This is a genomic window from Pseudomonas sp. NPDC088368, assembly GCF_044753445.1.
Lineage (GTDB): Bacteria > Pseudomonadota > Gammaproteobacteria > Pseudomonadales > Pseudomonadaceae > Aquipseudomonas > Aquipseudomonas bambusae.
The window spans coordinates 110,069-132,906 of the sequence record NZ_JBIVNG010000010.1 but is presented as its reverse complement, the minus strand read 5'-3'; the positions used below and the strand labels follow the sequence as shown (position 1 = coordinate 132,906).

The 22,838-nt window shown below is 61.2% G+C and carries 9 protein-coding genes and 1 tRNA gene; 7 read left to right on the top strand and 3 right to left on the bottom strand.

Annotation, left to right across the window (positions count from 1 at the left end; translation table 11 throughout):
- Positions 1–47: 47 nt before the first annotated feature.
- From ACIQAL_RS22340 to ACIQAL_RS22330, 3 genes are all read right to left on the bottom strand, one after another.
- Positions 48–16,403 carry an autotransporter-associated beta strand repeat-containing protein gene (locus tag ACIQAL_RS22340; protein WP_401149817.1) on the bottom strand — a complete coding sequence of 5,452 codons (16,356 nt, stop codon included), beginning with the start codon at positions 16,401–16,403 and terminating at the stop codon, positions 48–50.
- 515 nt (positions 16,404–16,918) lie between these two features.
- Complete coding sequence (locus ACIQAL_RS22335) at positions 16,919–17,134, bottom strand: hypothetical protein (RefSeq protein ID WP_166597121.1); 216 nt, start codon at positions 17,132–17,134, stop codon at positions 16,919–16,921.
- 386 nt (positions 17,135–17,520) lie between these two features.
- A tRNA-Pro gene (locus tag ACIQAL_RS22330) sits at positions 17,521–17,597 on the bottom strand.
- 297 nt (positions 17,598–17,894) lie between these two features.
- Between ACIQAL_RS22330 and ACIQAL_RS22325 the strand changes: the two genes are divergently transcribed.
- The 7 genes from ACIQAL_RS22325 to ACIQAL_RS22295 all read left to right on the top strand — a co-directional run bounded on the left by ACIQAL_RS22325 (position 17,895) and on the right by ACIQAL_RS22295 (position 22,838).
- The gene (locus tag ACIQAL_RS22325) at positions 17,895–18,761 is read left to right on the top strand and encodes a ParA family protein (protein ID WP_401149816.1); all 867 of its coding nucleotides are present in this window, start codon (positions 17,895–17,897) and stop codon (positions 18,759–18,761) included.
- Positions 18,762–18,829: 68 nt separating this feature from the next.
- Positions 18,830–19,441, top strand: a complete 612-nt coding sequence (locus ACIQAL_RS22320; RefSeq protein WP_401149592.1) for a hypothetical protein — start codon at positions 18,830–18,832, stop codon at positions 19,439–19,441.
- Positions 19,441–20,139 carry a DUF2786 domain-containing protein gene (locus tag ACIQAL_RS22315; RefSeq protein WP_401149590.1) on the top strand — a complete coding sequence of 233 codons (699 nt, stop codon included), beginning with the start codon at positions 19,441–19,443 and terminating at the stop codon, positions 20,137–20,139. Before ACIQAL_RS22320 ends, ACIQAL_RS22315 begins: the two co-directional genes overlap by 1 nt.
- Positions 20,136–21,482 (top strand): replicative DNA helicase, encoded by a 1,347-nt coding sequence (dnaB, locus tag ACIQAL_RS22310; protein ID WP_401149587.1) that lies wholly within the window; start codon positions 20,136–20,138, stop codon positions 21,480–21,482. Before ACIQAL_RS22315 ends, dnaB begins: the two co-directional genes overlap by 4 nt.
- Positions 21,479–22,165 (top strand): hypothetical protein, encoded by a 687-nt coding sequence (locus tag ACIQAL_RS22305; RefSeq protein ID WP_401149584.1) that lies wholly within the window; start codon positions 21,479–21,481, stop codon positions 22,163–22,165. The genes dnaB and ACIQAL_RS22305 overlap by 4 nt, the downstream gene beginning before the upstream one ends.
- Positions 22,165–22,491 (top strand): hypothetical protein, encoded by a 327-nt coding sequence (locus tag ACIQAL_RS22300; protein ID WP_401149582.1) that lies wholly within the window; start codon positions 22,165–22,167, stop codon positions 22,489–22,491. The genes ACIQAL_RS22305 and ACIQAL_RS22300 overlap by 1 nt, the downstream gene beginning before the upstream one ends.
- On the top strand, positions 22,488–22,838 hold the full coding sequence (locus ACIQAL_RS22295) for an Arc family DNA-binding protein (RefSeq protein WP_401149580.1): 351 nt from the start codon (positions 22,488–22,490) through the stop codon (positions 22,836–22,838). Before ACIQAL_RS22300 ends, ACIQAL_RS22295 begins: the two co-directional genes overlap by 4 nt.

Below are 22,838 nucleotides of genomic sequence, written 5' to 3'. Positions count from 1 at the left end.
AAATGGGGTGGACCCGTTGGAGAGCGTTTGACGGGGCCACCACAGATTCAAAACCCCATGCTGAAGCTGATGGTCATGGCGTGGTCTTTGTTTTCTTTCGAAAGCTGCCCCGAATAGCCAATCCCCAGTTTGCTGTCTTCGCCCACCTGGAAATCCAGCCCGGCTTCGACCACCGCTGCATCCCGCGCAATCGGCACGCCTTGGGTGCTGAAGGAGGCGCCGCCGTTGATGAAGGTCAGGTCGGCGTCAGGTTTGGTGTCGCCGTATGCATGCCGCCAGCCGATGCTGCCACGAGGGGTGATTTCCGAATCCTTGCCCAACTGAATGCGTTTGCCCGCGCGCACGCCGACGGTGGAGAAGGTCATGTTCTGGTCGGAGTCAGCGCTCAAACGCGCGATGCCGCCCTTCTCTTTCGCCCGGTCGCTGTCGTAATCGACATGGGCCAGGCCCGCGAACGGCTCGAACGACACGCCGCCTGCCTCAAGGGTGTAACCCACTTCACCGAACACCTGAGCCGTGCGCGCATCGTATTTCGCCTTCAGGCGATCGCTGTAATTGCCGACGCTGACGTCGCGTTTGCTTTCGATGTCATGCCAGCTGTAAACCGCGCCGAAGCGCGCAGCCAGTGTGTCGAGCTGGTAGTTCATGTAAGCGGCGAGGTGGTAGCTGTCGACGCTCGCGGTGGAGTGGCGATCATGGGCATTCAGGTCGCTGCGGGTGTAACCGGCGGCCGCCCCGACGCGCCATTGATCATCGATCTGTTTGTCGGTGCCGAGCATGAAGCCTGACACGTTGTGATCGAGTTTGGCCGTATTGCTGTCGCCCTTCGCCTCGCCCCACGATCCCAACACGCGCATCCAGCCGACCATTTCGTTTTGGCAACCCGCGCTGCTCAGACGATTTTCGCTGGTCACCAGCGCGTTACGCGGATCGTCCTCGCGATAGCAGCCGGGTTGGCGCATGCGTTCAGTGAGGGCGTCGCGAACGTAGTGTGAGTCCTCGATCATCGCGCTGGTGGTGCTGGCAAAAATCTCGCCGGACAAATTGTCGAAGGCCGCCCGGGCACCGCTGCTGCTCATGTTGAGGATTTCGTTCTGCAAGCCGTTACCCTGAGGCCCGCCCACCGCGCCAGCGACACCTTGTTGGTTAGGAGTATCGGCCACGTCTGTGAAACGGGTCTGATTGCGGGTGACGTCCAGATTCACGGCATTTGGCGCGTAGCTGACGGAGGTGTCGAGGAACGCGTAATTCGGCAGGTCCAGTGCGTTGAAGGTGCCGTTGATACCGCCTGTGGAGGTCAGCAGCGTGTAGCGGGTGTTGCCGGTGAACGGTGCCAGCGGCACAACCTGCAACGTGCCGCCCAACGTTGTAACGCCGCCGACCGCCAACGGACTGAACGACGCAGCGTTGACCAACAGACGCAGGCGGCCGGTCGGACCATTGGTGAAGTTGCCGGTCACACCGAGATTGCCGGTCTCACCACCCGATTGCACGAGACCGTTGTTGCTCAGCCCCGCGACGCTGCCATTGCCCACCAATGCCGCGCCATCGGCAACGGCCACCTGCCCGCCAAGTGTCGCAGGGCTGTCAGAGGCGCCCACCTGCAACGTGCCTTCGTTCACGGCAACCGAGCCGCTGAATGGCTGCGCGCCGGTCAGCAATAAGGTGCCCGCGCCCTGCTTGATCAACTCGCCGTTGCCGCTGAGGGTGCCATTGAATCGGCCATTCGCCACCTGAGCGAACAGCAACCGCGCGTTGTTGCGGATGTTGCCCTGCAAGCTGCTGGTGTTACCCGCCAGCATCCCGCCGCTGACCGTGGTCCCGCCGCTATAGGTATTGGGCCCCGTCAGCCACAACGTACCGGCGTCGAGTTTTTCGATACCGGCAGCGCCTACCAGCGACGCGGCAATCTGCGTGGTCACGCCCGAATCCACGCGCACCGGTGCCGGGCTGCCATCGGTCCCATTGGTCGGCGTGAGCGTGCCGCCGCTTCCTGAGGTGAGGGTGTAGCCATCCTCCAGAAACTGCAGGCCGGTGAAATTCTGATTGCCCTCGACGTTCACCACGCCGCCCCAACCGCCAAACACGGCGAAGCGCGCATTGGTGGGCAGACTCAGCGTACCCGTGGCATCGGTCCAGTTGGTGTCGGCACCCCACACGCCGTCGCCGCCACCAATGGCACCGTCCGCGCTGGTTTTGCTGCCGTTCCAGAACTGAAGTTCACTGGCGTCGCTGGCCACCAGCAGGTTCACCTGGTTGGCCATCGAAGTTTGCAGGCTAAGGTCCCCGGCAGCGGTGCCCGTTGGCAACGCGCCGTAATTCAGGCCGTTGTTGGTCAGGTTGCCGCCGTAGCGAAACAGCCGATAAACCCCGGTGCCGAATCCGCCCGCGTTGCTGATATTCAGGGTGCCGCCGAGGGTCAGATCGCCGCCCACATTGACTGCAGTGGTCGAGCTGCCGGGCAGACCCAAGGCAAAGTCCAGCGTGCTGCCGGACGCCAAGGCGAGGGAGCCGAGGGACAGCGGCGTCGCGCTGCTGCCTGCCGTCAATGTCGCGCCCGAATTGACCTGAACCGCGCCGTTGATTTGTCCGCCGCCGCCCAGAGTTGCGCCGCTGGCGACGTTGACACTGGCGCTGTTCAGGCTGCCGTCGACCCGCAGCGCACCGGCTTGCACGTCGGTAGTGCCGGTGAAGGCGCTGTTGCCGGTCAGCAGGAGCACGCCGGTGCCGCTTTTGATCAGCGAGCCGTTGCCGGACAGGCTGCCCGCGTAGGTGCCATCGGCGTTTTGAGCGAAGGTCAGCGCAGCGTTATTGAGGATTGAACCCTGCAGGCTGGTGGTGTCGCCAGTGATGCTGCCGCCGTTGAGCGTTGTACCGCCGCTGTAGGTGTTGGCGCCGGTCAGCAGCAACGCGCCCGTGCCATTTTTGATGAGGCTGCTGGTGCCGCTGATCACCCCGTTCAGTGTGGTCGCCTGGTTGCCTGCAAGTGTCAGCGACCCGCCCAATTGAATCGCGTTGGCCAGATTCAACGCCCCGCTGCTGTCCAGTGTCCCGGCACCGGCGACATTCAGAGCGCCCGAACCCAAAGCGCCGTCGTTGCCCAATAGCAGCGTCCCGGCGTTCAGTTGCGTGCCGCCTTGCCAGCTGTTCGTGCCCGTCAACGTCAGGGTGTTTGCATCATTTTTGATGAGGCTACCCGCGCCACTGATGTTGCCCGCGAGGGTGAACGGGCTGAGCCCTCCGACCGCCAGCGCACCATTGAGCACGATGCCGTTCCCCAGCGTGACTGCAGCGTTGTTGCCCAACGCAGTGCCGTCCGCCGCCGTCAGTACGCCTGAACCCAACGCAGTGTCATTGCCTACGACCAACGCGCCACCGTCGAGAGAAGTGCCACCGGTGTAGCCATTGGCGCCGTTCAACACCAACGTGCCGCTGTCGAGCTTGTTCAGCGTGCCGTTGCCATTGATCACGGTGTTGAGGGTCGCCGTGACGTTCGGATCGACACGCACCGCTGTCGTGCCAGTGCTGCCATTCACGGCGTTCAACTCGCCTCCTGCCCCTTGATCGAGGACGTAGCCGTCGGTCACGAACTGCAAACCGGTGATGGATTGGCTGCCTTCGACGGTCACGGTGCCGGGTGCGCCCATGAACACCGCAAAGCTGTTTTTCCAGGTGTTGTTATCCAGACCGTCCACGGACGTCCAGTTGCTCGACCCGGCATTCCAAACGCCGCTGCCACCATCCACCGTGCCATTGGGCGTGGTCTGGCCGCCATCCCAGAATTGCACCGTGGTGCCGGACGTCGCTACCAGCAGATTGACTTGGTTGGCCACGGCCGTTTGCACTTGCAGGTCGTTCTGGCTCACGCCGCCGGGCAGCGTGCCGATCGCCAGACCGTTGTTGATCAGCGCGCCGTTGTAGCGCATCAGACGGTAGACACCGCTGCCGAACCCGCCAATGTCCGTCACGTTCAGGGTGCCGTCCAGCGTCAGGTTGCCATTGATGTTGACCAGTGCATTGCCGCCCCCGGCGACCGGTGCGCCGAGGCTCACATCGAAAAGCGCGTTCGGCGCCAAGGCCAGCGAACCCAGCGTGAATGTATCGGGGGTACTCGCCGCCAGGTGCCCGCCGTCTTCGACGGTGACGTCGCCGAGGACGGACCCGGTGCCGCTCAGCGTGCCGCCGTTCTTCACCGCGACGGTGCGGCTGGCCAGCAGATTACGAATGTTGAGGGTGCCACCTTTGATCACGGCATCGCCGCTGTGGGTGTTGGCGCCGGTCAGGCTGAGGGTGCCAGCGCCGTCCTTGACGAAGGTGCCCGGGCCACTCAGCACGCCGTCGAACACACTGCTGGCGTTGCCACCGCCGACGGTCAGCGTGTTGCCGCTGGCCACATCGACGTTGCCGTCGCCACTCAGCCCGCCGAGGTTAGCGGAGCCGCTCAGGTTCAGCGCCGCGCCACTCGCCAGATTGATTCCCGCGTTATTGCCGAGGGCGCCAGCTCCCACGGAGGTCAGGCTGCCCGACAGGATATCGATGAGGCCGGTGAAAGTGTTGTTGCCGCTGAGGGTCAGGTCGGCGAGACCGGTCTTGATCAACGAACCGGCGCCGCTGATGACACCGGCGAGGGTCAGGTTCTGGCTCCCGCCGACGGTCAGGCTGTCGGCCAGGGTGACGTCATTGGCGAGGCTCAGCGGTGTCGTGTTGTCCAGCGTGGAGGCCGCGCCCACGGTGAGCGCCCCGCTTCCCAATGCGCCTGCGTTGCCCAATACGAGCGTGCCACCGTTCAGCCGGGTGCCACCGGTGTACGTGTTGAGACGATTGAGGACGAGTCGGGAAACGCCATTCTTGATCAGCCGACCGTTGCCCCCCACGACACCCGACAACGTCAGGCCAGAGGTGCCCGCGACGGTCAACCCTCCGCCCAAATTCACATCATTGGCCAGAGTGACTGCCGTCGAGCTGTCCAGCGTCGTGCCGTCAGCGGTATTCAATGGGCCGCTGCCCAACGCCGAGTCACTGCCGACGATCAACGAACCTGCTTTTAGCGTGGTCGCGCCCTGATACAGATTGTCGCCGTTAAGGGTCAACGCGGCAGGACCGTTTTTGATCAGGCCGCCTGTGCCGGAAATCGTCCCGTCGAGGGTCAGGGCGTTGCTGCCGCCGATGTTGAGACCGCCGTTAAGGACGATCCCGTTACCCAGCGCCACATCGGCGTTGGTGTCCAGCGTGGTGCCATTGGCGGCGGTCAACACGCCACTGCCCAGTGCGCTGTCGTTGCCCACGATCAACGTGCCGCCCTGCAACGAGGTGCCACCGCTGTAAGTATTGGCGCCGTTGAGAACGAGGGTGCCGGTGTCGAGTTTGGCGATGGGACTGGTGCCGTCGATGAGGGTGTCGATGATCGCGGTCACGCCCGGATCGACGCGAATGGACGTGTTGCCATTCAGCGCAGCGACCGCCGTCAGGCTGTTGCCCTGTCCGCCGAGCAGGTGATAACCATCCGTGGAAAACTGCATGCCGTTAAAGGTCTGATTGCCCTGCACGGTGACATCGCCTGCGGTGCCCTGGAACACGGCGAACTCACCGGCCCACGGGCCATTTTGGCTGCCATCAGCGGTGGTCCAGTTGGTGTTCCCGGCGCCCCAGATGCCCGCCCCGCCATCGACACTGTTGTTGGGAGCGGTTTGCGTGCCGTCCCAGAAATTGATGTTGGCGGTGGCGTTGCCGTACACCAGGTTCACCTGATTTCCGACCGAGGTTTGCACTTGCAGATCGGCCAGGCTCACGCCCGCGGGAATACGGGCGATGTCCAGACCGAGGTCTGTCAGGCTGCCGGTGTAATCGATCAAACGGTACACACCCACGCCGAAGCCGCCGACGTCCGTCACGTTGAGGTTGCCGTCCAGCGTAAGGTTGCCGCCGACGCTCACCAACCCGGCGGGGGATGGCGCGCCGAGCCCGACATCGAAATTCGAGTTCGCGCCCATGACCAGCGAGCCCACGGACAACGTAGTGCCCTGCGCCGCTTCAAGATGCCCACCATTGCTGATGTTGACCGCACCCGCCAACGAGCCAGTGCCCGCTAGCGCCGCGCCGTTGTTGACCTGCACGTTGCCACTGGCCAACGAACCGGTGACGTTCAACGTGCCGCCGTTGACGAGAGTGTCGCCGGACAGGCTGTTGATGCCGGTCAGTGTCAGGGTGCCGAGACCGGATTTGGTGAACTGGCCAGTGCCAGCCAGGCTGCCGTCGAACGTGCTGGCGAGGTTGTTGTTGCCCACCGTCAACGTCGCGCCGTTGCCAATGGTGACACCGCCCGCACCGGCAAGCCCACCGACGCTGGCATCGCCCCCGAGATTCAGGCCTGCGCCCGCCGCCACATTCACGGCGGACGTGTTACCGAGCGCGCTGTTGCCCACCGTGAAGACATTGCCCGCGACGACACTCAGCGGACCGGTGAATGTATTGGTGCCGCTCAGGGTCAGGTCATTGAGACCGTTTTTGATCAACCCGCCCACGCCGGAAATCACCCCGGACAATGCCAGGTCGTTGACCCCGTCCACCGTGAGATTGGCGCCCAGGTTGACGTTGTTGGCCAAAGCAGTGGCAGGCGCACTTGCGTTGTTAATGAGGGTCGACACGCCGCCGACAGTGAGCGCGCCAGTGCCTAGGGCCTGAGTGTTGTTCACGATCAAGCGGCCCGCGTTCAGGTCGGTGCCGCCAGTCCAGGTGTTGTTGCCTCCGAGGCTCAGATCAGAGGTGCCGTTCTTGATGAGTTTGCCAGCGCCGTCGACGGTCCCGCTCAAGGTCAGGTTGCCGGTGCCCGCGATCATCAAGTCCGCCAACAGCGAGACGTTGTTGGCGAGGTTCACACCGCCGATGTTGCTGAGGGTCGAAGCGCCCGCCACCGTCAGCGCGCCGATGCCCAGCGCACCGTCACTACCGGCCACCAAGGTCCCGACGTTGAGGGTGGTGCCGCCCTGATAGGCGTTATTGCCATTGAGCAAGAGCGACCCGGCGCCGTTTTTGATCAGGCTGCCCGTGCCGCTAATATCGCCGTTGAGGACAAAGGTGTTGGTCGCGTCCACGCTCAGCGCGCCGTTCGACACGACGTCGTTGCCCAGCGTTACGTTGCCGTTATTGCCCAGTGAGGTGCCGTCAGCTGCCGTGAGCGTGCCAGTGCCTAAAGCCCCGTTGTTGCCCACCACCAGCGTGCCGCCGTCAAGCGACGTGCCGCCGCTGTAGGTGTTGGCGCCGTTGAGCACCAGCGTGCCCGCATCCAGTTTGTTCAAGGTCGCTGCGCCGTCGATGCCGAGTCCCAAGGTCGCGGTCACGTTCGGGTCGACCCTTACGGCAAGCGTGCCGCTGGCGGCGTTGAGTTGGCCGTTATTGCCGGAGACCAGCGCGTAGCCGTCAGTGAGGAATTGCAGACCGGTCACGTTCTGCGTGCCGTTCACCGTGACGGTGCCAGCGGTGCCTTGGAATACGGCGAAACCGCCGCCCCAGCCGGTGTTCACGGTGCCATTGGCGTTGGTCCAGTGGGTGTTCGTCGCATCCCACGTGCCTGCGCCGCCGTCGACGGTGCCGTTAGGGAGCACTTGGCTGCCGTCCCAGAATTGCAGGTTGCCGCCAGCGCCGGAGACTACCAGATTGACCTGGCCATTGACGCCGGTCTGCACCAGCAGATCGGAAGCATTGACGTTGCCGGGAATGCTGCCAATGGTCAGGCCCGCGCCGCTGAAGACACCGCTGTAATCGATCAAGCGATAGACGCCCAGCCCGAACCCGCCGATGTCGACAACGTTCAGATTGCCATTCAGGCTCAGGTCGCCGTTGACGTTGATCAGCCGTGTGCCACCCGTGGAAGGCGCGGCCAGGCCGACGTCCAGATTCGACCCCGAGTTGAGCACCAACGAACCGACAGTCAGGGTCTGATTGCTCTGCGCGTTCAGGTGACCGCCGCTGGCAACGTTCACCCCGCCCAGCAAGGTGCCGGTGCCTGCGAGCGTCGCCCCACTGGCAACACCCACGTTGCTGCTGTCCAGCGAGCCGGTGACGTTCAGTGTTCCGCCGGTGACTTGGGTGTTGCCGGTGAAGCCACTAGCCCCCGCCAGAGTCAGTGTGCTGGTGCCGTCTTTGATCAGGTTGCCGATGCTATTGAGGCCGTTGTTGATCGGCCCGCTGAGGGTCAGGTTATGGCTGCCGAGGACCGTCAGATCGGCGCCGAGATTGATCCCGTTGCCGACGCTTATGGCGCTGCTGTTGTCGAGGGTCGAAGCACCTGCGACGTTCAGCGCACCCGTGCCCAATGCGGCCCCATTGCCCAGGTTCAGCGCTCCGCTGTTGAGAGTGGTGCCACCCGTGTAAGTGTTGACGCCGTTCAGCGTCAGTTGCGCCACGCCGTTTTTGGTCAGACCGCCCGCGCCACTGACGATGCCGCCGAGCGCCAGATCTGCCGTGCCGCCGATGTTGAGATTACCGGCCAGCGTCACGTCGTTGGCTGCAATGACGCTGGTGCTCGCGTCCAGCGTGGTGTTTGCCGCCGCATTCAATGGGCCGCTGCTCAGGGCGGTGTTGGACGCCAGAATCAGCCCACCGGCGTTCAGCGCGGTCGGGCCGAGGTAGCTGTTATTGCCGCCGAGGGTCAGGTTTGCCAGGCCGTTTTTGATCAGGCGTCCGGCGCCGCTGACGATGCCGTTGAGGGTCAAGCCGTTGCTGCCACCAATGGCCAGGTCGCCATTCAGGTTCACCGCATTGCCGAGCGTGACAGGCGCGTTGCTGTCCAGCGTGGTGCCAGTGACCGCCGTGAGCTCGCCGACGCCGAGGGCGCTGTCGCTGCCAACGACCAACGTGCCGCCGTTGAGTAACGTGCCACCGCTGTGGCTGTTGTTGCCGCTGAGGACCAGCGTGCCGCTGTCGAGCTTGTTCAGCGCGACGGTGCCTGCGAGGTTCACGCCCAAAGTGGCGGTAACGTTGGGATCGACCCGCACCGCCGCGTAGCCGTTTCCGGTATCGGCGGTGGTCAGTTGCCCGTTCGTGCCGTTAATCAGGCTGTAGTTCGACGAGAACTGCAAACCGCCGAAATTTTGGTTGCCGTCTACCGTGACCGTGCCCGCCGCGCCCTGGAACACCGCGAAGTCATTGCCCCACGCCTGATTGACCGTGCCGTTGGCCGAGGTCCAGTTGGTATTGGTCGCGCTCCAGGTGCCATTGCCGCCATCCACCGCATTGTTGGCGACCGTGTTGCTGCCATCCCAGAACAGCAGGTTGCTGGACTGCGAGGACAGCACGAGGTTGACCTGCCCGTTCACGCCGGTCTGCACCGACAGGTCCGCCAGGTTGACGCCAGCAGCGAGGGTCGCGATGTTCAGCCCCAGATCGCTGAGGCTGCCGGTGTAGTCGATCAACCGGTACACGCCGACGCCGAACCCGCCTGCGTCGGTGACGTTGAGGTCACCGTCCAGCACCAGATTGCCGCCGACGCGGAACAGCTCTGGGCCGCCCGTTGCGGTGGGCGCGCCCAGTGCGACGTCCATTTGCGAACCGCTGGCGAGGGTCAGCGCGCCCATCGACAAGGTGTTGCCGGTCGAACCGGCCAAGTGCCCGCCGTTGGCCACCGACACCGCGCCCGCCAGCGAGCCGATACCGGTGAGTGTCGCGCCGCTGCCGACGGCCACGTTGGCGCTGGCCAGCGAGCCTTCCACGTTCAGCGTGCCGCCGTTGACTTGCGCATCGCCGCTGAGGCCGTTCACGCCGGTCAGATTGAGGCTGCCGTTGCCCGCTTTGATCAGGTTGCCGCCGCCGTTGATCACGCCATCGAAGGTCGAGCTGGCACTGTTCCCGCCAAGACTGAGGGTGTTGCCGCTGCCCAGCTGCACGCCACCTGCGCCCGACAGGCTGTTGAGGCTGAGGCTGCTGCCGAGGTCCAACAACGCGCCGGACGCGACGTTGGCGCCGGAGGTGTTGCCCAGACTGGCCGCGCTCGTGGTGCTGAGCGTGCCCGACTGAATGTCCAGCGGGCCGCTGAAGGTGTTGGTGCCGCTGAGGGTCAGCGTGTTATTGCCGGACTTGGTCAGTCCGCCCGCGCCACTGACGACGCCTGCCAGATTCAGGTCATTGCTGCCGACCAGGCTGAGGTTGCTGTTCAGGTTGATGGCGTTGTTCACCGTCATTGCGGCGAGGGTATCCAGCGTGGATGTCCCGCCGACGGTCAACGCACCGGTGCCCAGGGCGGTCCCATCGCCAAGGAGCAGGCCCCCGGCATTCAGGGTCGTGCCGCCGCTGTATATGTTGCTACGGTCGAGGATCAACTGCGCCGCGCCATTCTTCGTCAGACTGCCGGAGCCGCTGACCACGCCGTTGAGGGTAAGGTCCGAGGTGCCGCCGATGCCGAGATTGCCTGCCAGCGTGATCGCATTGTTCGCGGTAATCGCCGTGGTCGAATCGACCGTGTCCAGCGTTGCGTTGCCGGAAACGTTCAAGGCGCCGCTGCCCAGCGCCGTGTTCGAGGCGAGAATCAGGCCACCGGCATTCAGCGCGATGGGCCCGAGGTAGCTGTTATTGCCGCCCAGCGTCAGGTTGGCCAAGCCGTTTTTGATCAGGCCGCCCGCGCCGCTGATGTCGCCGTTCAAGGCCAGCGCCTGGCTGCCTGCGACGGTGAGGTTGCCTGACAGCGTGATCGCGTTGCCCAGCGCCACCGAGGTATTGCTGTCCAGCGTGGTGCCGTCCGCAGCGGTCAGTCGGCTGACCCCAAGCGCGGTGTTGCTGCCGACGACAAGCGTGCCGCCATTCAGTTGTGTGCCACCGCTGTAGCTGTTGGCGCCGTTGAGCACCAACGTGCCGCTGTCGAGTTTGTTCAGCGTGCCTGCGCCACCGATACCGACACCGAGGGTCGCCGTGACGTTGGGATCGACCCGGATCGCCGTGTTGCCGTTTGCGCCATTGAGCGCGGTCAACTGGCCATTGGTGCCAGAGACCAGGTTGTACCCATCGGTGACGAATTGCAGGCCGGTGAAGCTCTGATTGCCCTCAACGGTGACGGTGCCCGCTGTGCCCTGAAATACACCGAAGTCGCTCGACCAGGTTTGGTTGAGCAAGCCGTTGGCTGACGTCCAGTTAGTGCCCGAACCCCACACGCCATTGCCGCCGTCCACCGCCGCGTTGGCCACGGTCTGGCTGCCGTCCCAGAAGCGAATGGTGCCGGTGTCACCGTTCACTACCAGATTCACCTGGCCGTTGACACCGGTCTGCACGGCGAGGTCGGCCAGGTTCACGTTCGCCGGGATGCTGCTGATGTCGATCCCCAGGTCGGTGAGGCTGCCGCTGTAGTCCATCAGCCGATAGACGCCCACACCGAAGCCGCCAACGTCGGTGACGTTGAGTTTGCCGTCGAGGGTCAGGTTGCCGTTGACGTTGATCAGCCGGGTGCCGCCGGTGGACGGCGCGCCCAGGCCCACATCCAGATTAGAATTGCCGTTCAAGAGCAACGAACCGACCGACAAGGTATTGCCGCTGCTGGCGCTCAGATGACCGCCGTCCGCGATGTTCACCGCGCCCAGCAATGAGCCGTTGCCGGTCAGGGTCGCGCCGGTGGCGATGCCGACGTTGGCGCTGGCCAGCGAGCCCGCTACGTCGAGCGTGCCTGCGTTGACTTGCGTGTCGCCGGTCAGGCCATTGGTGCCCGTCAGGCGCAACAGGCTGCCGCCGTTTTTGATCAGACTGCCGGTGCCATTGAGGGCGCCGCCGAGGGTCAGGTCGTTGCTGCCGGCCACGGTCAGGTTAGCGCCGAGGTTCATGGCGTTGCCGAGGGCCAGCGCTGCGCTGTTGTCCAGTGTCGCGTTGCCGACCACCGACAGCGCACCCGTTCCCAGCGCCGCGCCGTTGCCCACCACCAGCGTGCCGCTGTTCAGGGTGGTGCCGCCGCTGAAGGTGTTCAAGCCGTTGAGGGTCAGCACGCCGGTGTCATTTTTGGTCAGGCCGCCTGCGCCGCCGATCAGGCCATTGAGCGTCAGGCTGGAGGGCGTGCCGATTCCCAGATTGCCATTCAGGTTGACGGCGTTGTTCAGGGTTACGGCATTGACGCTGTTGAGGTTCGTGCCCGCCTCGGCCGTCAGCGCGCCGACGCCGAGTGCGCCGTCGTTGCCCACCACCAGTGTGCCGCCCGTGAGTTGCGTGCCGCCCGTGTAGGTGCTGAGACCGTTGAGCACCAACGTGCCGCTGTCGAGTTTATTGAGCGTGGCGGCGCCGGTGATGCCAACGTTGAGGGTCGCTGTCACGTTGGGATCGACGCGCACGGCGGTGTAGCCGCCGCTGCCGTTCACCGCCGCCAGTTCGCCGAGCGCGCCAGCGTTCAGGACGTAGCCGTCGGTTAAAAATTGCAGGCCGTTGAAGGTCTGGGGGCCTGCGACCGTGACCGTGCCCGCCGTGCCTTGGAACACCGCAAAGTCATTGGCCCAAAGCTGGTTAAGCGCACCGTTGGCGGAGGTCCAGTTATTGCCCGCACTGCTCCACGTGCCGCTGCCGCCGTCCACCGAACCATTGCCGGTGGTGTTGCTGCCATCCCAAAACCGGATCGTGCCTGGCGTGGTTCCTGTCGAGACCACCAGATTGATCTGGCCATTGACGCCCGTTTGCACCGCCAGATCGCCCAGATTGACGCCAACTGGCAAGCTGCCGATGTCCAGGCCGAGGTTGGTCAGGCTGCCGGTGTAATCGATCAGTCGATACACGCCGACGCCAAAACCGCCGATGTCCGTGACGTTGAGTTTGCCGTCCAGGGTCAGATTGCCGCCGACATTGAACAGCCGGGTGCCGCCGCCGTTGACGGGTGCAGCGAGACCAACGTCGAGGTTGGCGTTGTTGCTAAGCACCAGGGAGCCAAGGGACAACGTGCTGCCGGTCGAGGCTTTCAAATGCCCGCCGTCGGCAACGTTGACCGCCCCTGACAACGACCCCGTGCCACCCAGCGTCGCGCCGTTGGCCACCGCGACGGTGCTGTTCGCCAACGAGCCGTTGACGTTCAAGGTCCCGGCGTTAACCTGCGCGGCCCCGCTCATCGTGTTGCTGCCGGAGAGTGCCAGCGTGCCGGTGCCTGCTTTGATCAACGTGCCCGCGCCCGTGAGTACGCCGCTGAAAACGCTGTCCAGATTGGTTGCGCCGATTGTTAACGCGTTGCCCGCGCCCATTTGCACCGAACCCGCGCCGCTGATGCCGTTGAGGCTGGTGCTATTGCCCAGATTCAATTGAGCGCCGGAGGCGACGTTCGCGCCTGACACATTCGCCAGGGCGTTCGCGCTTTGGGTCGTCACGCTCCCGGCCTGCACGTCGAGCAAGCCGCTGAAGGTGTTGTTGCCTGCCAGCGTCAGGTTGGCCAGGCCGTTTTTGATCAGGCCACCGGCGCCGCTGATGACGCCGCTCAGGTTGAGATTGTTGGTGCCGCCGACTGCCAGATTACCGGCCAGATTGATCGCGTTGCCCAGGCTGATCGCGGTATTGCTGTCCAGCGTCGTTCCCGTGGCGGCTGTCAGTTGTCCTGTACCGAGCGCCGTCGTGTTGCCGACCACCAGTTTGCCGCCGTTGAGCAGCGTGCCACCGGTGTAGGTATTGGCGCCATTGAGCACCAGTGTCCCGGCGTCCTGTTTGTTCAGCGTGCCCGACCCCACGATGCCGACGCCCACTGTGGCCGTGACGTTCGGATCGACCCGAATCGAGGTATTGCCGGTGCTGCCGTTGACCGCCGTGAGCCGCCCGCCCGTGCCCGCATTGAGGCTGTAGCCATCGGTGACGAATTGCAGACCGTTGAAGCTCTGATTTCCCACCACCGAGACCGCGCCCGCCGTGCCCTGAAACACACCGAAATCGCTCGCCCACGCCTGATTCTGAGTACCGTTGACGCTCGTCCAGTTGGTGGTGCCTGCCGCCCATGTCCCGGCGCCGCCATCGACGATGCCGTTAGCAGCGGTTTGCGCGCCGTCCCAGAAACGCACACTGCTGTTCGAACCCGCGACGACCAGGTTGACCTGTCCGTTCGCCCCGGTCTGTACCGTCAGGTCTGCCAGATTGACGTTGGCCGGGATGGAATTGATGTTCAGCCCCAGATCGCTCAACGAGCCTGTGTAGTCGATCAGCCGATACACCCCGGTGCCAAACCCGCCGACGTCGGTCACGTTGAGGTTGCCGTCGAGGGTCAGGCTGCCGTTGACCTTGATCAGCCCGGTGCTGGAAGGCGCGCCTAATCCCGCATCCAGATTCGCCGAGCTGCCCAGCACCAGCGAACCCACGTTCAAGGTGCTGCCCGAGGTCGCGGCGAGGTGCGCACCATTGGCGATGTTCACCGCCCCGGTCAACAAACCTGTACCGGCGAGGGTCGCGCCACTGTTCACGTTGACATTGTCGCTGGCCAGACTGCCGCCCACGTTCAGGGTGCCGCCGCTCACCAGCGTGGTGCCGGTGAGGGTGTTTGCACCGGTCAGGCCCAGGACGCCGGAGCCGGATTTGGTCAGCCCACCCGCGCCGCTGATGACACCGCCGAACGTGCTGCTCGCGCTGGTTCCGCCGAGTGTCAACGTATTGCCTGTGCCAATGTTCACGCCACCGGTACCGGTCAGCGAACCGAGGCTGGCGTTGTTGCCGAGGTTGAGCGCCGCGCCCGTCGCGATGTTCGCCCCGGAGCTGTTGCCCAAGGCGCCAGCACTGGCGGTGGTGACGGTCCCGGCGAGAATACTCAGCGGCCCGGTGAAGCCCGCATTGTTGCCGCTTAGGGTCAGGTTGGCCGCGCCGTTTTTGATCAGTGCACCGGTGCCGTCGATCACACCGCCCAAGGTCAGCGCTTGAAGGCCCGCGATGCTCAGGTCCGCGCCCAGATGCACGGCGTTGTTCAAGGTATAGGCAGCCGCGTTATCCAGGGTCGCTGCGCCGACGACCGTCAATGCGCCCGTTCCCAAGGCTGAGGCGTTGCCGAGCTTCAGGCTTCCGCCGTTGAGCTGCGTGCCGCCCTGCCACGTATTGGCGCCGTTGAGCGTGAGGTTCGCGGTGCCGTTCTTGGTGAGTTGGCCCGTGCCCGAGAGGATGCCGCCCAGCGCCAGTGCATTGGTGCCTGCAACGGACAAATTGGCCCCAAGACTGATGTTGTTGCCGACGGTCAGTGCCGTGCTGCTGTCGAGGCTGCTGGCGCCCGTCACCGTCAACAGCCCGGTGCCCAACGCGGCGCCATTGCCAAGCGACAATCCACCGCCGCCCAACGACGTCCCGCCGGTGTAGGTGTTGGTGCCATTCAGGCTCAACGTCCCGGTGCCGGATTTGATCAAAGGACCGGTCCCGCCAACCACGCCGCCCAGCGTGAGGTTGTTGGCGCCCTGCACGGTCAGACCACCCGTTCCGAGGGTGACTTGATTGCCCAGCGTCAAACCGTTGTTGAGCGCCAGTATCGACCCGCCATTGGACGTCAGCAGCCCACTGCCGAATGCTGCCACGCTGTCGAACTGAGCGAGGCCGCCGTTGAGGATGGAAGTGTTGCTGACCACCGGCCCTTGTAAGGTCCATGTGCCGCTGTTGAGGGTCAATTTGTTGAAGTTGATGTAATTCGCGCTGCTGATCGTGCCCGTGCCGCTGCTGCCGGTATTCGTCGGGTTATTCAACACCAGCGTGTTGTTACCCCCGGCGCCGCCGTCGATGATGCCGGTCGCCGCGAACCCCAGGTTCACGCCCACCAGGCCCGCCAGATTCAGCCCGACACCGCCCCCTGAGCTGACGCTGGACCCCGTGACGGCCGTGAATGTGTTGGTGCTGTTTTGCCCCATTGATACGCTGCCGACGATCTCGCCCGCGTTGTAGAACGTATTGCCGCCCGTCGTCGGTTTTTCGAAGGCGACTCTGCCGATGATTTTGCCCGTGGCAGCGTTGGTCATGTTGATTTGCGCGCCACCCCAGGCCGCCACGACCGGCGCGTCACCGCCCAGTAACGTCACGCCCAACAACCCACTTGAGCTGATGGTGCCCGCGTTGTTGATAGTGGTCGTGCCCGCGCCGTTCTGCACGTTCAGCGCCATGCCATCGAGGGAGAGCAAACTGACGCCCAGCAAACCGGTCGTGCCCCTCAATACCCCGCCGGTGGCGTTGGAGATATTGATGGCGTTGGTGCCCGAGTTGCCGATTTTCACCCCTGAACTCAGCACCGACAGCAGGCCGAGCAATGATGGATCGACCGTGCCAGCGTTATTGAAGGTGACGCTGTTGCCGGAGAGTTGGAGCGCCGTGCCGATGCCCAGCAGCGGGCTGTTGACCGAGCCGCCGGCATTGATCACGAAGGTGATGTTGTTCAGAGACGAGGAGTAGCCGCCATTGGCGCCGGTGCAGGTGATCGTTGCACCTGCCGAAGGAAAGACCGGGGTGCATGCCGCCATGACCGGGCTTGAAATAAGCCCTAGCGCCAGCCCTACCGCGCTCAATCCCCCAATAACCCAAAGGCCGGACCGATTACCTGCTGCTGAAACATCCCGATTATTCACGTCAACATCCTTTTATATGGGAACTGCCTTTCCCATAACAACAAAAGCGAATCCTCACCGCGTCCGCAGTTAGATTTAGTTGACCAGCAAGTTCATGTCAAAGCGCGACAGTATTCAAATAGCATTAATACTTTCGTGTGCAGTGTTTCACGCGCATTACAAACATGAATAAAAAATATATAAATTCCTCTATAAATCATACAGATAAACAAAGACGCATTTTGGCTTACGTATTTAAAAAACATCGAGCCAGTTTGTATGCTACGCCCTCTCACACAGCTTCAAGAGAAGCTTATTGCCGCTCATCGCCCGGGGCGTAATTAATCTGAACTTATATAATTGGCTGCAAGAACGGTCGACTTTATGTCGGCCCTGACCTGACATTGCGCCAGGCCTGCGGTAGACAACGATTAGCGACCGGACATCTTATCGAGGAGCGCGCTCTTTTCTTCCAGCACGGCAGCCCGACGAGCAATCTCTGCGCGGGCCGTGTCAATACGAGCACGTCCCGCTTCCACCGCCGCCTCGTGAGACTCAAAAAGTGTGTCTGGGGCGTACCACTTGCCCTTGATCGTTCGCTCGTACTGACCGTCAGCGGTGGGACCCGCGAGCTCGACTTCAAGCACAGCAAAGCTCCGGGTTAGCACCCAGGCGGTGTAAGGGTAAATGCGCTCGTTAAGGTTCGGCCTCATGGCTCAGTCTCTCTATGAGGTGTGTGCACGGCGCAGACGATCCACGTCGCACCTTCCAACGTGAGCGATGGCCTTGATTACCCAGCGTCACACGGGTGCCCATGATACCGATCGCTGTATATATTTTCATATAGCGTAAACGTACAAGCGCTCAAATCGGCCATTCGGCCGTTGTCATCAGAGATGCTTCGTCATCAAGAAGGGAAAGGGAAACAGGAATGCCAGAAACGAAAAAAGCGCCCCGAAGGACGCTTTTTTTTTGGCTCGACGCGGATGACGTCAGAGCCTGATTTTCTGCCCGGGTGCTGCTGGGGCGAAAATGGTCGGGGTAAGGGGATTCGAACTCCTGACATCCTGCTCCCAAAGCAGGCGCGCTACCGGACTGCGCTATACCCCGATGAAACAGAGAAACACCCCGTAAGGTGTTCCTGAAGCGGGTGACGTAACAGACGTCACTCCCTAAGATTCAACCCGATGAAGCCAGGCCAAAAATGGTGGGTCGTGTGGGATTCGAACCTACGACCAATTGGTTAAAAGACAATTGGCTTTAGCAGTGCCTAAACGATAGCTTTTTGCTTAAGAATCAAGGATGTAGATTCAGCTACGCAGCCTCTAATGACTTCCATTAGAGGTGGTACGAATGCAAAACACATTGGCGCAAAATTTTTCTTTCACTCAGCACCACGTCCTGCGGATGATGATCACCGCAATCATCTCTACCAAGGGCGGAGCAGGCAAAACCACGGTAGCCGCGAACCTCGGGGCTCTCTGTGCTGACGCCGGCCTTAAGACACTCCTGATCGACCTCGATCCAGTTCAGCCCTCGCTGTCGTCCTATTACGCCATCGCGCATGAGGCCACAGGCGGCATCTACGATCTCATCGCACTGAACATCACAGATCCTCCAAAAGTTATATCCCGCACGATCATCCCGAATTTGTCGCTGATTCTGTCAAACGACCCAAACAATCAGCTCATCAACCTGCTGCTTCAAGCTCCTGATGGACGGTTACGTTTGTCGGAATTACTCAAGGCGTTTGAGGGGCAGTTTGATGTCGTCTTGATCGATACACAGGGTGCGCGCAGCGTGATGCTCGAAATGGTCGTGCTGGCATCGGATCTTGCGGTATCTCCTCTTGAACCAAACATGCTTACCGCCCGTGAATTCAGCCGCGGGACACTTCAGATGCTGGACGGCCTTCGCGCTTATGAGCGTCTTGGCCTGCCATTGCCCCCAGTGAAAGTTGTAATCAACTCGCTGGACCAGACGAACGATGCCAAGATGATTCACCAATCAATCCGGCAAACATTTGCCGGCCACCCTGAAATTGATGTGCTGCGTAGCACCATTCCTGCCTCGGTTACCTTCCGGGACGCCGCGACTCGTGGCCTTCCTGCGCACCACCTTGAATACCGAAAGCCTTCCAATCGCGAAGCACCTAGCGCACTCAACGTTATCCGGGATCTTGCGATCGAGCTCTTCCCGCAATGGGCAGAACGGTTTGACATGCTCACTGAGGAGACCGTTAAAGCTCTTGTGAAGGGAGGTTTTCAAAAATGAAGCCGAGTCGATCCATTGAGTCCAGCATTCCTTTGGAGCAGGTATACAGCAGCTCGAGTCTGCGAGTTTTGAAAACGAAACTCACACGCACGGCAAGCGTGCTCGCAAATCTGAGCGACAAACACGATGCGCTGGGTCAGGTTCTGGCCGACGAAGAGCGATCGTTGCTGCAGAAATCGATCAAAGTAATCCAGGCTGTCAGCCAAAAAATCGAAACCGCCAAGGAATGCAGGCTCCAAGACGAAAAAGCTCTGGAGCAGCGCTTTCATGAGCGCCAAGCGGAAGGTTGGGCACTCGCCCAGCACTTTTTTCCAGTCCAGCATGAAAATTCTATGCAGCGTGAGGCAGGCCTCTGCATTGCTCTGAGCCTGAACCAGCTTGGGTTGCTAAAGCCGGAAAAACAACCTGCTGCTTTCGATGAGCATTTGCGCACACTTGCAGAAGGCTTGAGTGCGAACTTCGGGGCGGAGTACTTCTTCCACGAGCTTTTTAGTGATTGCCAGCAATCAATTCAGCAATTCATCACTGCGCATTCTAGCTCGCCAGTTGAAAGCAATCTCGCAGAATTGAAGCAGCTCATTGACGAACTGAGCCCTAAACTGCGTGCACGCGTAATGACCTTTGGTGAGTACCTGGTCTGTGTCCCGCCCACGTCCTTCACCGGATCGAGGGACGAGTGATGGACAGAGCTCGTGTCATTGAAAAAGTCGCGAAATGCTTCGCGTTGGCTCGTGCGCAAGGTGCGTCCCCAAATGAGGCAGAGACGGCACTGCGTCAGGCACGCAGCCTGAGGAGACAATACCAGCTTGAAGAGTTTGAGATCCGCGCATCGCTCGTTTCTGCGATTAGCGTACCGACTGGCACACGCCGCGCTCCTCCCTCATGGCTTCACAGCTTGGCTGGTACATGTGCGATGGCGTTCGACTGCGACTACCTGGCATATCGGGGAACAGCAGAGAGCTACTCCTTCAAGTTCATCGGAGTTGGAGTTTCGCCCGAGCTTGCTGCCTATGCTTACTCAGCACTTCATCAACAGTTGCTGTTGGCGCGCCGCGAACACGTGGCGGCGCAAACACGGTGCAAGCTGTCTACCAAACGCCGACGTGGCCAGCTGTTCGCTGAGTCTTGGATCTCTGCAGTGCATAGCACTGTCGCCCGCTTCTCTGATGAGCAGCCTGAGGACGCCATCCGATCCATAAAAGCCTACCTCGAGCTCCATCACCCCAACTTAGAGTTCAAGAAGGCAAAGACCACTCCTGTGCGCGGGCATGATTCACGCTCGATGATTGCAGGCTGGGAACAAGGCTCATCGGCGTACTTACATCGGGCCGTTGGTGGAAATGCTTCCGGCACTCATCGTTTGGAAGCCAACTCATGAGCCTTACCGAGTTCACCCCTCCCCACTCGATTGAAGCCGAGCAAGGCATCCTTGGTGGGCTCATGCTTGATAATCAGGCCTGGGACGTGATCGTTGATGAAGTTAAAGCTGAGGATTTCTTTCGCAGAGATCACAAGCTCATCTTCCAATGCATCGAAACGCTGGCTCAAAGTGCGAGTCCATTCGACGTCGTGACGGTTTCCGCCTCACTCGAACACCCTGATCAGGTGGGCGGGCTCGGCTATCTGGCGGATCTCGCAAAAAACACACCGTCTGTGGCCAACATCAAATCGTACGCTCAGATTGTCAGCAAGCGTGCTCATCTGCGCCGCCTCATCTCTTTCGGATATCAATGTTCAAGAGAAGCTTCCGAAGAACGAGCCGACCCCGCAGCAGTACAGGAGTCGATTGAGCAACAGATGTTCAATATGGGCCAAGGCCGGAAACGATCGGAGTTCGTTGACATCAATGAGACGTTGCTGAACGTCATTGATGAGATCGACCGAAATTTCAATAGCGGAGACGCCGTCAACGGAGTTCCCTCAGGCATCGAGGATCTGGATCAACTCACCGGAGGGTTCAAGGACACGGATCTCATTATCCTCGCAGCCCGCCCCTCGATGGGCAAAACCAGCCTGGCTCTGAACTTCGTTGACTCAGCACTTCGCAAAGACCCCACCAAGACCGTACAGATCTACAGCTTGGAGATGCCAGCGTCTTCGCTGATCTATCGCCTCCTGGCGATCATCGGGCGTCTGGATTTGAAAAAGCTCATGGAAGGGAAGCTGGAGGATGAGGATTGGCCGAAACTCCAAAGCGCTGTTGCACACATTCAGTCCTACAGATCGCGATTGATTATTGATGACACAGCGGGGCTTTCGCCTTCAGAGATGAGGTCTAGAGCTCGGCGGGGAGCCCGTCAATACGGCACCCCGGCGTTAATCATGATCGACTATCTGCAACTGATGGAAGCACCTGGTGCAGAGAACCGAAACAACGAGGTGGGTGTTATCACTCGCGGTCTTAAAGCATTGGCCAAAGAGTTCGACTGCCCAGTTGTGGCTCTTTCTCAGCTCAATCGTAGCCTCGAGCAACGCGCCAATAAGCGTCCGATGAACGCAGATCTGCGCGAGTCGGGCTCTATCGAACAGGACGCTGACGTGATCATGTTTGTTTACCGGGATGAGGTCTATCACCCGGAAACCGAACACAAGGGCATTGCTGAAATCATCATCAGTAAACAACGAAACGGGCCTCTAGGCACCGCTCGTACTGCTTTCATCCCACACCAAACCCGTTTCGAGAACCTCTCTCCCGCCTATTGGCAAGGAGCGCACACATGAGCCTTCCAGCACAAGAATTGTTCATTAGTCACGAGTGCCTTAACTGTCATCGGCACCACCCAGAGACAGCAGTAAAGCGAGGACGTGCTGTTTCGTGCCCCCATTGCCACAGCGGCGATATTGAGGCCTTACCCGATGCGCAACCACTCCAGCCCTTCCCTGCGCTGCACGCTCGCAGTAATCCCATCAATACCGTTTTTGCGCACGCACAGAAACGTGGCATCGACGCGGATGAGCTGGACGGGTTAACGCAAGCAATCCAGCGCCTAGTCAGACATACCACCACCATCATCACTAGGCGGCAAGCCGGTGAGCTCTCGAATCTGAACGATCTAGGGTACGTCTCCTTCTCACCGACAGCCCAAGGGACCGTCGACGTCGAGCTTCTGGTCCCGGGTGCGCTTCTTAACAGCTATTTCTGGTCGATGTGGGTTCCACATCACCTCCAGTCGAGAGGCTATCAAACCACAGTGATGCCTCAACTGCGTCCCAATGCAGAAGTTCAGCACTGCACGGTGGCCTTTCGTATTACCGGTACTCGAGAGGCAACCCGGCATTTTCTGGCTGATCTGGCCGAACGTTTCAGCGACTTACAGGAAGCCGAAATCGTTCATCTCCAAGCTGGCAACGTTTTCGACGTGCTTACCGACAAGACGACTGGAACTGAACGGAGGGGGTTGTGATGCACACTTTTCATACGACCGATGATGACCTCCCGGGCACAAATGCCCGTGCTCAGGACCAAGCCCGCATCGATCAAGCGGTTGCAGAGTTTTTAGCAGCGGGCAATGAGATCAGAACGGCAGGAGATCCATCTCAGCCCACTCCGACTCCAGTAAATGATGCCGAACTGGTCGAAAAATTGGCAAAGCATTCTGCTGACGGCAAAACACTTTCTGAAGCTGCAAAAGCTTTGAAGGTGCCTGAGGAGCGTTGCCGGCGTTTGGCAGTTGAAAAGCGTATCCCCTTTCGTACGAAGTCATTCCTCAAAAAGAGATCTACAAAATGATCACTCCCCAAACTGCTATGCCGGCGTACAGCGCCAATTCGGGACGCGGGTCTCTTCATGCTGGGGAGCATCTGGCTCTCGAACTTGAAGCATGCACGCCTTTGGCTGCTCAATCGAATGGCCCTATTGATGAAAAATTCGTGGTTCGCTTTCCGGTGGGGATGCGGGACCGGATCGCTCAACGCGCCAAACAACACGGGCGCTCAATGAATGCGGAGATCGTGTACCGCATGAGATCGACTCTTGATCTCGAAGACGAAGTGCTACGCCTCAAAGCTGTAATCGATGCGCTCCTTTCAAACGCCAGCGGCGCGGTTGCTAACCTCGCCCACGGTAAGGAGGTTTGA